This is a genomic window from Burkholderiales bacterium, from assembly GCA_035518095.1.
GTDB lineage: Bacteria > Pseudomonadota > Gammaproteobacteria > Burkholderiales > JAHFRG01 > JAHFRG01.
Genome location: DATIXX010000027.1, coordinates 17,483 through 29,180, shown reverse-complemented (window position 1 = coordinate 29,180; position 11,698 = coordinate 17,483). Strand labels below are relative to the sequence as shown.

The window sequence follows — 11,698 nt, the reverse complement described above, 5'->3', positions numbered from 1 at the left end:
TGCATAGACTGCCACAAGGGCATTGCGCATCATCTGCCGAAGGGTTACGAGTAAGGGGCTGAGGACGCTGGGTACCGATAAGCCTGATCAGTGGTGCCGCGTATGGCGATTTTGGTGCGGCGGGCGCGCAACGGTCGCATTGTTGTGTGATAAAGCCCTTCGCGGATGTAGAGCCTGGTTGACTTAGATCAAAAACCTTGCCACGCCGCAGTATGCTGCCGCACTTGCGGGCCCGTGCTCCCTGTATTGGGTTGTTGTGGTGAGGGTGAAGCCGCTTCTTCGGCCTAGTTCTTGTTGGCGTGCTTTTGGAGCTTGCGTTGCAGCGTCCTACGGTGCATCGACAGCGCCCGCGCCGTGGCCGAGACGTTGCCATGGTGTTCAATCAGTACGCGATTGATATACTCCCACTCCAGCCGGTTCACCGAAAGCGGTTTCTCGCTGACCGGTGCAGATGCATCACCCGCGTCACGGTAAAATGCCGCAACAATCTCGTCGGCATCGGCCGGTTTGCTCAGGTAATACACTGCGCCGAGCTTGATCGCTTCCACCGCCGTCGCGATGCTCGCGTATCCAGTCAACACCACGATCTTGCTCTGCTTGCGCAGCGCTTTAATTTTCGAAACCAACATCAACCCTGACTGGTCGGGCATCTTAAGGTCGATGACGGCGAACTCCGGAGCACTGTCCTCGATAGCGCTGACCGCTGCGGCAATGCTGTGCGCGACTCTGACCCTAAAGCCGCGTTTTTCCAGGGCCTTCGACAGCACCGAGCAGAAGGTCACATCATCGTCCACCAATAACAGGTTGGGACGATCCTCACGATCCTTGCGGTAGAGAGTTGTCATGAGCCGGCCGACACCAGGAAAGGAGCCAAAGGCAGCCGCACTTCGGTGCACGCCCCGCGCTCCGGTTGGTTGAATATCTTAACCGAGCCGCCAAAGCGGCGAATAATGACATTGCTCAGCACCAAGCCCATGCCACTGCCTTTCCCCGGCGGTTTAGTAGTGAAAAAAACCTTCCCGATTTTATCCGCAGCCTCGGGAGGTATTCCGTGCCCCCGGTCGCGAATCCAGATACACAACTCCTGTTCGTTCCATTTCCCTTCCATTTCGACCTGCTCGGGGGACGCGTCGACTGCGTTGTTGAGCAAGTTCATGATGGCCTGCCGCAAACTTTGATCCGCAACAATTTCCGGGGCTGGCAGCGCTCCGTGCCAGCGGCACGCGACGTTGACCCCGGGGCGCATTGTTCGGCATTTTCCAACCACGGTTTTCAAAAACTCGTCCAGCGCGAGCTTGCCACCGCCGTCCAGTCGGGCGTGGCCGGCGGCCGCGAGCAAGTTGGACAAAGTGCCCTTGCACAACTCGATCTGATCGGACATGACGTGGAGTTCGTTGAGCAGAGCTGTCCTTTTGTGCCAACGTCCCTGTAATTCCTTCACAACCACGGCCATCGTCGCAAGAGGCGTGCTCAGTTCGTGCGCCGCGCCCGCCGCGAATGCACCCAACTGAACGATGCGTTGATTGTTAAGTTCGGCTTCCCTGGCCCGCGCCAGTAGATTTTCATGCTTGCGTAACGTACCGGTAATCTTGACCACGAAATACGCAATTATGCCCGCCGTAATCACAAAATTGATTGCCATGCCTGCGACAAGCAGTGTGTAAGGCAGCGGTTCGCCGTTCGCGTATAACAATGGCACGTTGAAGAACATGAGCGACAGATAGCAGGCTCCCGAGATCGCAGCGACAGTCCACGTGTAGGCCCACGGAAGTGCCGCTGCAGCAATGGTAAGGGGCAGAATATACATATTCGCGAATGGATTGGTACCGCCGCCGGTGAAGTATAAAAGCACGGTAAGGACCGCGACATCGACCAGCAGCTGCAAAAAAAACTCGCGGTCGGAAACCGATCGGAGGTCCCTCAGACGAAGCCAGGTCGCCAGATTGAACAGCGCCAGAAAACCGATTGCGCCCGCGAGAGGAAACAGCGGCAGCGGAATGTCCAAACCGTCATGCACGAACGCAACAGTGATGACCTGGCCAGTAATTGCGATGCTTCTGAACAGCGCGAGTTGCCGCAAATTATCCCGTACTAGCATTGGCGGTGTATAGCTTTCCGGCAACTCGGTTGTAGTAGGCCCTGACATTTTAATTCCCGGTGCGAAGCCTAAAAGCCGGAACGGCTTGTGGCCGACGCGTGGCAATTTGCCGCGCGGCAAAATGCCACATTCAAATTGTCTGTCAACGATCCTAGCATATGTCCAGGTGAATCTGTATCGGCGTTTTTAATTGGAAATTACTTAGATGCAGGTTAGGACGACTTGGTATAGATCCGACGTTTCGAACCAGCCAACTCCTTGAAGATTGTGCGATGCATCAAGTATGGTACAAAAATATACAAATGCGGGAGATTGATTTAGATCAAATGCGAGTAGCAAAAATGGAGTTAGCCTGCGTTTAGAAATTTTTGCAAGATGGTACTCGTGGGGTTATTTCGGTGCGCTATAAAATAAAAGCAGACCAATAACTGCATCGGTTTTCGTCGCCGCACTGCGCACAAGAGCCAGAAGGCCGCGGGCGGCAGAATAGAAGACAGCAATTCGAGGTACCCCAGGAAAGTTTCCGGAGTGCTCGTGGTTTCTTCAGGGAGGAACCGCTTAATGAAACAAAATATAAAAATGGCCTGGCAGCAGAGCGTGCTTCTGCTGCTGGCCATGGCGATAGCGGGATATTCATGTGCCGCCGCCGCAGATGAATCAAACAAGGATTCCGGTTCCGTCCCTACGCTGCAATCGGTAGAACAAGCGGTAGATCAAGCCGGCAACTCACCTAATTCTCTCCCTGCGGTAGATCAATCCGGCAAGCAACCGGGGTCTGCCCCTGCGGTAAAAAAGGTAGGGCAAGCGGCAGAACAAGCAGGCACGGAACCGAGTGCTGCGGGCGGGATGGAGGAATCCGAAAAGAAACCGGCCAAAGACCTGGTCCTCAAAGGCGACGCGAAATGCACACGTTGCCACAATGAGAATGAAGAATATCCGGTCCTGATGATCGGCAGGACCGAGCACGGCACCGTCGCCGATACCCGCACGCCGACCTGCACCAGTTGCCATGGCGATAGCGAGAAGCACCTCGCCAACCGCCATGTCAAGGTCGACCGCGATTTCCGCAAGAACTCCACGACTCCGATTGCAGACCGCAACAAGGCCTGCCTGGCGTGCCATCAAGGGAGCGCGCGCATACTTTGGCAGGGGAGCACGCACCAGACTCACGAAGTCGCCTGCACGAATTGCCACCAGATTCATATCCAGCACGATAAAGTTCGCGAAAGGCTCACCCAGCCGCAAGTTTGCTTTACCTGCCACAAGGAGCAACGCGTCCAGATCATCCGTCCATACCGGCATCCGATCTTGGAAGGCAAAGTCGTTTGCTCGGATTGCCATAACCCGCATGGCTCGGTGTCGCCTTTCCTGATGGTCCGGGAGAACGTTAACGAAACCTGCTACCAGTGCCACATGGAAAAGCGCGGGCCGTTTGTCCGCAATCACCCGCCGGTGCAGGAGAACTGCACGATTTGCCATAATCCCCACGGCACGACCATGCCCTTTCTGCTCAAGGTGCGGCCGCCGTTCCTTTGCCAGGAGTGCCACGAGCCAAACAGCCATCGTGGAACGATCCCGGATGCGCTGACGGGCCGTCCGGAAAATCTCAACATGGGGGTCATCCTGGCGCGCGGATGCCTGAACTGCCATACCGAAATCCATGGCAGCAACAACCCGTTGTCGGGTACTAGCTCATCCGGAAGGGCGTTGCGGCGGTGACACATCATAATAATTAGATGGGAGGCCAATCATGGATATGCATACACGCTACAGCTTTCCGCTGACAGTCGTCCTGCTTGCGGGCCTCTCGCAAACAGCTGTAGCTTCAGATGAGGCTGAAATTTACCGCCTGATTACGCCCGAGAGCACGGTTAGCAACGGAGTTGGCTTTGTATTCAACAATAACGCCGCGTACTTCGGAGAGTACAACGGTATGAACCAAAGGGGCTTTTATGGGTTGATGGATTGGGACATTGTCAAGCGCGACAACGACACCGGAACCTGGTACAAGCTCTTAGTGCGCGATCTGGCATTGGATGACCGCGAAATGCGTGCGGAGGTTAAGCGCCAGGGCGACTGGGGTGTTTCGCTGGACTATAGCGAAATACCCCGCTATAACCCATTCACAATAATCACAGGGCTAACGGGAATTGGCACAAATACCAACGTCATAAACGGCACGATCCCGCGAAGCGTCGAATTCGAAACCGAGCGCAAGCGATTCACACTGGATGTGAACAAGATTCTGCCCGCCGGATACAGTTTTGACTTGACATACAAGCATGAAGATAAGAACGGCGAGCGCCCGTGGGGTCAAGGCACCTTCACGACGTGGAATTTTCTTGCGGACCCAATCGATCAAACGACGCAACAGATAGACGCAGTTCTAAATTACACCGGCGAAAAGCTGCAGGTTTCGGGAGGTTTTTACGGGACCTGGTTCGAAAATGCCAATAACGTGCTCAATATTCCCAACAGTGCTATTTTCACTCAGATGGCTTTGCCGCCCAGCAATTCGTCGTACCAAGCACATGTGACCGCCGCTTACAATTTTACCCCGCACACGCGCGGCACCTTTACAGGCGCATATACCTACCAGATCCAGGACGATGATTTTATCGTTCCGTCCAACGCCCACACTAGCAACCTTATGGGACAGCTGGACACAACCGTGTTGCAGGCGGGCTTGACAAGCCAGATCACGCCGAAGCTCTCGATATTGGCCAATTCCCACTATGAAAAGCGTAACGACGAGACCCCGATCTACGAATTTTTCACTCCTGCCACGCTAGCAACAACAACAAACTCGACGACCGATGGCACCAATGAACCGCGCTCGCTCAAGACCATAGACAACAAGCTGCAAGCGTTTTACCAGTTGCCCATGGGCTTTCGTTTTACCGGCGGTGTGGATTACCTGATCACGGAGCGCAACGAATTTTACTATCGCGCGGTGAGCTACAGGCCCAAGACGAATGAGCTGACCGAGCAAGCTGAGTTGCGGCGCGCGCTTTCTGATACCGTCACCGGCGCCTTGACCTTTACGCACGCCGACCGCTGGGGTTCGCCCTGGTATACCAATGTCCTGTTTCACCCGACGACGGCCAGTCCACTCGGCAGCAATGATATCGCACCTCTTAATGAGGCAAACCGCGTTGCGAACACAGCGAAAATAACGACGAACTGGCAGGCGACGGATAACTTGTCATTCCAAGCTTTCGGTAGCGGCGGCTGGGTTGATTATTCCGGCAGAGACGTTCAACAATTCCAACCTCTTGGGCTGCAATCCGGTTGGACCCAGAATTATTCTCTCGATAGCACCTATGTGTTCAGTGAGAAATGGCAGGCAAATGCCTTTTATTCGCGTAACGACGTTCGCGTTAGCCAGATAACTTGCCAGTCCGCTGCCGTAAACGGCGGTATATGCCCGGCAACGGCGGCAAATCCGATCTGGCAGGCCCAACTCAGAACGGTTTCTGACACCGCTGGATTTGGAATGAAGGGCAAGATCACAGGCAAAGTCGGCGTTGGCGCGGATGTGGAATATTCCAGTATCCGTGACAACTATCCGACCGAAGCCCTGGTTCCCCCCATCAGCACCGCGCCGGTTGGAACTGTACCTGGTGTAAACACCCAAATTTTGAGTGTGAAGCTCAATTCGACTTACGCGTTTGATAAGAATATGGGTGTGCGCTTCCTGTACAACTATAGCCGCTTTAAGACCAGCGACTGGACTTGGAATGCCTGGGTTTACAACGACGGCACGGTTGTAATTGAAAATCCCAATCAGGTCGTTAACTTCTTCGGCGTGAGCTATTATTTCACTTTTCAGTAGCGGCTTGCTGTTTTCCACACGCGCTCTATGCCGCGCTTAAGTAAGCTGCCGGGTTAGTTAGCGTATTTCCGTATTGATCAAAACGGTAATTCCCGCGGCACCGTTGGTCACGGTGCCGCTCATCCCCTGCAAATCGCCGGCTTGCGGCATGGCGTTCGAAGATTTCGAGACGCGCGCACCCACCACAAGCTGCGGGAAGTTCGATATTTTCATTTCAGGCGCCATGGCCATGGTATCGTCCAGCTTGAATGTTATCGGCAAGTCGCGTACCTGTTTGCGCATGATCGCAAGCGGCATGCGCGGGCCGTTCGCCGCTCGCGCGAAGATGAACACCGTATCGGTGGGCGCAACCTTTCCAGCGAGCTCGGGCGCGAGCTTTACCACGCCGCTGAGACCTTTTGCAGTCGGCGCAGCAGTTGCCACGGGCGCCGTCCGGGGCGCGCTGGCCAAACCGCCAAGCTGCCGTGCCTCAGCGATGCTTGCGCTCACTTGGCGCGCGAATTCAGGGTCCTCCTGGGCCACTAAGCGCAATAGGCGTTCCCAGTAGTCCACTGCGGTCCGGTAATCCTTTTTGTTGAAAGCAACTGTCCCAGCCAGAGCCAGCGCCTTCGGATTATTGGGATCAATCTTGAGCGCTTGCGAGATCAATTCTTCTGGCTTACCTTGCAATTGCCCGCCCTGCGCCGTCGCCAATACGTCGGCATAATCCGCGAGCACTTCGGCATCGTTCGGCAGGAGTTCAACCGCTTTAGCGAATGCGTTTGCAGCGTCTTGAAAGCGCCCGAGTACGGTATATGAGCGTCCGAGCATCAGCCAGCCTTGGCCGTCATCGGGATTCGCTTTAAGCCGTTCCGCGAGGCGGTCAACCATCGTTTGGATCTGCTGCGCGTTCAGCCCATGGGGCGCCGCACCCTCAGGCGTGAGCGCTTGCGGGGTTCCCACCATGAAGTACAGAGCTACTGCGCACAATGGGATGATGATTGCGAGCACAATAGCCGCGCTGCGCCACTTTTTACTTGGGGCTTCGGCGCTATCCGGGCGCCTTAAGTCTTCGAGGAGCCGGCCTTCAATCTCACGGCGCGACTGTTCATAAAGTTCGGCGCTCAAGTTGCCCGCGCGCATATCGGCTTCCAGTTCTCGCAGCTGATCGCGATAAATCGCGACATTTGAAGCACTGCGCGATACGCCGCCACCGGCCCTGTATCGCAGAAGTGGGGGCACGAGCAGCAGGAGCGCAGCGGCGATGAAAAATGCTGCCACGATCCAGAACGCGCTCATCGGATTTCTGGGCTGTCGGATTTGAGCAGCGCCGCAGCGCGTGCGCGATCCGCTTCCGAGACCTCGAGCACTGCGTCCTTGCGGCGACGCATTAGACGGTAAAACAGCGCGCCTAATCCCGCCGCGACGAACAGCAGCGGACCAAACCAGAGCAATATCGTAGTGGCTTTCAGTGGCGGCCGGTACAGAACGAAGTCACCGTAGCGCGCAACCATGTAATTGATGATCTGCCGGTCGCTCAAGCCTTGCTGCATTTTTTCGCGGATTTGTTTTCGGAGGTCTTTCGCAAGATCCGCAGGCGAATCGGCAATCGTCTCATTCTGGCACACCAGGCAGCGCAGAGTTCCTGCGAGCGCCATGACGCGCTGATCCAGCTGCGGGTCTTCCTGCGCCGGCGCTCTATCTGCCGCGTACGCGATATCGATGGCCAGCGCGGCGAGTATCAGGACGAGCACCTTACCCATTATTGAGACGGGTCACCAGCGGAATGATCTTGTGTTTCAGGATGTCCGGTGTAATCGGACCGATTTGCTTGTAGCGGATCACGCCGCGCTTGTCGATGACGTAGGTTTCCGGAACGCCGTAAACGCCATAGTCGATGCCGACCTTACCTTCCGAATCAAAGGCCGAGATACGGTATGGATCCCCGAAGCGTTCCAGCAATGCCACACCGTCCTCGCGCGTGTCTTTGTAATCGAGCCCGTAAACCGGCACCACATTGCTCTTCGCGAACTCGAGCAGCACCGGGTGTTCCTCCCTGCAGCTCACGCACCACGACGCCCAGACGTTGAGCAGCCACACTTTTCCGACCATATCCCGCTCCGAAAAAATTTTGTTCGCATCGCGCAATTGCGGCAGCTCGAAATGCGGCGCCGGTTTATTGATGAGCGGGGAAGGAACCACGTGGGGGTCGAGGGTCAGGCCGTCTGCAAGCAGCGCGACCAGCGCGATGAAAACAGCGAGCACCAGGTAGTACCTCAATGCAGGGTCTCCCGAATCACGGTGCTGCCCAAGCGCACTCCGGCCGCCGCCGTACTGGGCGCCGTATACGGCGCGATGCTCGGGCGCCGGGTTTCGACACGGTACCGGCGGTCGCGCGCCGCGAGCAATCCGCCCAGCGCCATGAGCAAGCAGCCGCCCCAAATCCATTGGACGAATGGCTTGAATTGCAGGCGCACGATCCAGGTGCTGGAATCAACCGGGTCGCCCAAAGACACGTACAAATCACGGGTGAAGCCGCGATCGATTGCGGCCTCCGTCATTGGGCTTTCCTGCGATGCGTAAACGCGTTTTTCGGGGTGCAGCACTGCGATGAGCTTGCCGTCCTTCATGGCTGTGATCGTAGCGTGTGCCGCGGTGTAGTTGGGGCCGGTTATTTGCTCGACATCGTCGAAGCGGAACGTATAACCGCCAACCTGCGCCGTTGCGCCCGGGCCCATGCGCACGTCCTTCTGTGTATCGTATCCTTTCTCCAGTGTCACGCCGACGACGAACACCGCGACCCCCAGATGCGCGAGCAGCATTCCGTAATATGCGCTTGAAATACCGGCGAATCGCGCCGTCAAGCTTGTTCCGCTGCTGTTGCTGACTCTACCCCAAATATTTACTACGCCCGATGCAGCGATCCACAAGGCGAGCAGCAGCCCGAGGCTTACCCATACGCTGGCGCGACCAATCGTGAACGAAAGCAACAGAGCGGTCGCAACACTCACCGCGAAGGCCCAGCGCAAGCGCTGCGCGAGTTTGGGCAAGCTTGCTTTCTTCCATCGCGCGAGCGGGCCGATTCCCATCAAAAACAGCGCAGGCGTCATCAGCGGCACAAATATGGTTTCAAAATACGGGGGCCCGACGGAAATTTTGCCCAAGCCGAGCGCATCCAGCACCAGCGGATAAAGCGTGCCCAGCAATACGGAGCCGGCAGCCGCCACCAGCAGCACGTTGTTAGTGAGCAGCAGCGATTCGCGGGAAACGGGATCGAAACTTCCGCCCAGGCCGATGCGCGGCGCACGCCACGCGAAAAGCGCCAGTGAGCCGCCGACTACCACAGTAAGAAACGCCAGGATAAAAATGCCGCGCCTGGGATCGGTCGCAAAGGCGTGTACCGAACTCAGCACCCCGGAACGGACCAGGAAAGTGCCCAGCAGACTTAGCGAGAACGCAAAAATCGCAAGCAGTACCGTCCAACTGCGAAAGGTGCCGCGCTTTTCAGTGACCGCGAGAGAATGAATAAGCGCGGTGCCCACCAGCCAGGGCATAAATGATGCGTTCTCCACCGGATCCCAGAACCACCATCCGCCCCATCCAAGCACGTAATACGACCACGCGCTGCCAAGCATAATTCCGAGCGTGAGGAACGTCCAGGCAACGATAGTCCAGGGGCGCGACCAGCGCGCCCATGTCGCGTCCAGTCGTCCCGAGAGCAGGGCTGCGATCGCGAAAGCGAATGCCACCGAGAACCCGACGTAACCGGTATACAGCACCGGTGGATGCAGCACCATGGTTGGATCTTGCAGCAGCGGGTTGAGATCGCGACCGTCGGGAGGCACCGGGAACAGACGGTCGAACGGGTTTGATGTAAACAGCATGAACGAAAGAAAGCCCACGTTTACCAATCCCATTACGCCAAGAACGCGCGCGACCATATCTTCAGGAAGACGGCGGCTGAAAATGCCTACCGCGGCCATCCACGCTCCCAGGATCAGCGCCCACAATAACAGCGAGCCTTCATGCCCGCCCCAAACTGCGGCGATGCGATATTGCAGGGGCAGCGCGGAATTGGAATTGGCCGCGACAAAGGCGACAGAGAAATCCTTGTTGATAAAGGAATACATGAGACAACCGAAAGCGATTGCCACGAAGATGAATTGTCCCAGCGCCGCAGGGCGCGCGAACCGCATCCATGCGGCCTCCCCTCTGGCAGCTCCAACCAGACTGATCACGCTCTGTGCCAGCGCAATAACCAGCGCCAGCGCAAGCGCGAACTGACCGATTTCCGGAATCATCAGCGTTTCTTCACTGGGTCCGGAGGATCCGTTACCAGCGTCTGCGAGGTTTTTTTGACCATAGCACGCGCCCTTTTGACGGCATCCGCGGCCTCGGGTGGCATATAATTCGCATCGTGCTTGGCGAGCACTTCGCTGGCCTGAAATATTCCATCGGGGCCGAGGTGTCCTTGCGCGACCACGCCTTTTCCTTCACGAAACAAATCCGGAAGCGTACCGCGATAATTTACTTTGATGCTTCGCGCCGTATCTGTCACGATAAACTGCACCGAGTAGCCGTCCTGCTGGCGCTTGAGGCTTCCCGGGACGACCAGTCCCCCGATGCGAAAATCACGCGACCGCGGGGCTTCGTTCGCCGCCACTTGTGACGGAGTAAAGAAAAAAACCAGGTTCTTGTTGAGCGCGCTCAACACTAATCCCGCGGCCGCTCCGAGCGCGGCGATGCCCACCGCGATTGCCGCGAACCGTTTATGCCGCGGTTTCATAATATGCCCCCGCGCGCTGCGTTGCGCATACGATCAAGCTGCTGCAGGATTCTGCGTTTTCTCAATGCCAGCAGCACAATTTCCGTTGCCAGAAGCGCGAACACCACGGCATAGGAGCCCCACACGTAAAGTGCGTAGCCACCCATTGCCAAAAAATCGTTCCAGCTTGCCCAGTTCATTTGACACTGCCCATATATTCTGCCACCCACTGGGAGTCACATTCACGTTCAAGGATGATGCACCGAACTCGCATCAGCGTAACCGCGATGCTGTACATCCAGAACGCGAGCGCCATTACTATCATGCCGGCGAACATGGTGGCCGCCATGGTCGGCGCGCTTGTAAAGCTCACCGAAGCGCCCTGATGCAGGGTATTCCACCATTGCACGGAAAAATAAATGATAGGAATATTGATGACCCCGGTGAGTGCAAGCACCGCTCCCGCCTTGTCGGCGCGGCGCGGATCATCGATCGCGGCCTTGAGCGCCATGAAACCGAAATAAAGAAACAGCAGGATAAGCTCCGACGTTAAGCGCGCGTCCCAAACCCACCAGGTACCCCAGGTCGGTTTGCCCCACAGGGAACCGCTCCACAGCGCCAGGAACGTGAACAGCGCGCCGGTGGGCGCGAGAGCGCTCGCCATCATGCCGGACAGCCGCGTATTGAATGTCAACCCCATGCCGGACCAGAACGCCATAACGACATAAATGAACATGGACATCCAGGCAGCGGGCACGTGGATGAAAATGATACGGTAGACCTCGCCTTGCTGGCTGTCCGTGGGAGCGACAAAAAACGCGAGATACAATCCCGCCACGGCGAAAACCAGCGCCGCGACTGCGAACCAGGGCGCGAGCTTCCCGGCCAGCCGGAAGAACGTTTGCGGCGATGAGTACTTGAACCAGCTGAAATGGCCGACGAGCTGTTGTTGTCCCGCCACCGTGTTTTCAGGTGTCACATACATCATATTCAAATAATCCTGATTTCCTGAGACCTGCCC

Annotated in this window: 11 protein-coding genes; 2 read left to right on the top strand and 9 right to left on the bottom strand. The window is 56.7% G+C overall.

The genetic code is table 11. The features are described 5' to 3' along the window. Window positions 1–284 precede the first annotated feature (284 nt). Window positions 285–845 carry a response regulator transcription factor gene (locus VLV32_04985; protein HUL41243.1) on the bottom strand — a complete coding sequence of 187 codons (561 nt, stop codon included), beginning with the start codon at window positions 843–845 and terminating at the stop codon, window positions 285–287. Continuing rightward, the gene (locus tag VLV32_04980; protein HUL41242.1) at window positions 842–2,146 is read right to left on the bottom strand and encodes an ATP-binding protein; all 1,305 of its coding nucleotides are present in this window, start codon (window positions 2,144–2,146) and stop codon (window positions 842–844) included. Before VLV32_04980 ends, VLV32_04985 begins: the two co-directional genes overlap by 4 nt. Window positions 2,147–2,659: 513 nt before the next feature. Between VLV32_04980 and VLV32_04975 the strand changes: the two genes are divergently transcribed. Together VLV32_04975 and VLV32_04970 are read left to right on the top strand one after the other, a co-directional pair. Further along, on the top strand, window positions 2,660–3,817 hold the full coding sequence (locus VLV32_04975) for a DmsE family decaheme c-type cytochrome (GenBank protein ID HUL41241.1): 1,158 nt from the start codon (window positions 2,660–2,662) through the stop codon (window positions 3,815–3,817). Between the two features lie 31 nt (window positions 3,818–3,848). Continuing rightward, window positions 3,849–5,933 (top strand): MtrB/PioB family decaheme-associated outer membrane protein, encoded by a 2,085-nt coding sequence (locus VLV32_04970; protein HUL41240.1) that lies wholly within the window; start codon window positions 3,849–3,851, stop codon window positions 5,931–5,933. 57 nt (window positions 5,934–5,990) lie between these two features. Here the strand turns inward: VLV32_04970 and ccmI are convergent, their stop codons facing one another. From ccmI to VLV32_04935, 7 genes are read right to left on the bottom strand one after another with little or no spacing between them, the layout of a single operon-like run. Next, complete coding sequence (ccmI, locus tag VLV32_04965; protein ID HUL41239.1) at window positions 5,991–7,211, bottom strand: c-type cytochrome biogenesis protein CcmI; 1,221 nt, start codon at window positions 7,209–7,211, stop codon at window positions 5,991–5,993. Continuing rightward, the gene (locus VLV32_04960; GenBank protein HUL41238.1) at window positions 7,208–7,675 is read right to left on the bottom strand and encodes a cytochrome c-type biogenesis protein; all 468 of its coding nucleotides are present in this window, start codon (window positions 7,673–7,675) and stop codon (window positions 7,208–7,210) included. Before VLV32_04960 ends, ccmI begins: the two co-directional genes overlap by 4 nt. Continuing rightward, the gene (locus tag VLV32_04955; GenBank protein ID HUL41237.1) at window positions 7,668–8,192 is read right to left on the bottom strand and encodes a DsbE family thiol:disulfide interchange protein; all 525 of its coding nucleotides are present in this window, start codon (window positions 8,190–8,192) and stop codon (window positions 7,668–7,670) included. The genes VLV32_04960 and VLV32_04955 overlap by 8 nt, the downstream gene beginning before the upstream one ends. Next, a complete protein-coding gene (locus tag VLV32_04950; GenBank protein HUL41236.1) occupies window positions 8,189–10,213 on the bottom strand; it encodes a heme lyase CcmF/NrfE family subunit in 2,025 nt (674 codons plus the stop codon). Before VLV32_04950 ends, VLV32_04955 begins: the two co-directional genes overlap by 4 nt. Then, window positions 10,213–10,698: a cytochrome c maturation protein CcmE gene (ccmE, locus tag VLV32_04945; GenBank protein ID HUL41235.1), complete on the bottom strand. Its 486-nt coding sequence runs from the start codon at window positions 10,696–10,698 to the stop codon at window positions 10,213–10,215. The genes VLV32_04950 and ccmE overlap by 1 nt, the downstream gene beginning before the upstream one ends. After that, window positions 10,695–10,877, bottom strand: a complete 183-nt coding sequence (gene ccmD, locus VLV32_04940) for a heme exporter protein CcmD (protein HUL41234.1) — start codon at window positions 10,875–10,877, stop codon at window positions 10,695–10,697. The genes ccmE and ccmD overlap by 4 nt, the downstream gene beginning before the upstream one ends. Then, window positions 10,874–11,662 carry a heme ABC transporter permease gene (locus VLV32_04935; GenBank protein ID HUL41233.1) on the bottom strand — a complete coding sequence of 263 codons (789 nt, stop codon included), beginning with the start codon at window positions 11,660–11,662 and terminating at the stop codon, window positions 10,874–10,876. The genes ccmD and VLV32_04935 overlap by 4 nt, the downstream gene beginning before the upstream one ends. Window positions 11,663–11,698 lie beyond the last annotated feature (36 nt).

Bases quoted from the DNA above. Each gene is read 5' to 3' on its own strand.
- VLV32_04985 (HUL41243.1), bottom strand. From the start codon at position 845: ATGACAACTCTCTACCGCAAGGATCGTGAGGATCGTCCCAACCTGTTA.
- VLV32_04980 (HUL41242.1), bottom strand. From the start codon at position 2,146: ATGTCAGGGCCTACTACAACCGAGTTGCCGGAAAGCTATACACCGCCA.
- VLV32_04975 (HUL41241.1), top strand. From the start codon at position 2,660: ATGAAACAAAATATAAAAATGGCCTGGCAGCAGAGCGTGCTTCTGCTG.
- VLV32_04970 (HUL41240.1), top strand. From the start codon at position 3,849: ATGGATATGCATACACGCTACAGCTTTCCGCTGACAGTCGTCCTGCTT.
- ccmI (HUL41239.1), bottom strand. From the start codon at position 7,211: ATGAGCGCGTTCTGGATCGTGGCAGCATTTTTCATCGCCGCTGCGCTC.
- VLV32_04960 (HUL41238.1), bottom strand. From the start codon at position 7,675: ATGGGTAAGGTGCTCGTCCTGATACTCGCCGCGCTGGCCATCGATATC.
- VLV32_04950 (HUL41236.1), bottom strand. From the start codon at position 10,213: ATGATTCCGGAAATCGGTCAGTTCGCGCTTGCGCTGGCGCTGGTTATT.
- ccmE (HUL41235.1), bottom strand. From the start codon at position 10,698: ATGAAACCGCGGCATAAACGGTTCGCGGCAATCGCGGTGGGCATCGCC.
- ccmD (HUL41234.1), bottom strand. From the start codon at position 10,877: ATGAACTGGGCAAGCTGGAACGATTTTTTGGCAATGGGTGGCTACGCA.
- VLV32_04935 (HUL41233.1), bottom strand. From the start codon at position 11,662: ATGTATGTGACACCTGAAAACACGGTGGCGGGACAACAACAGCTCGTC.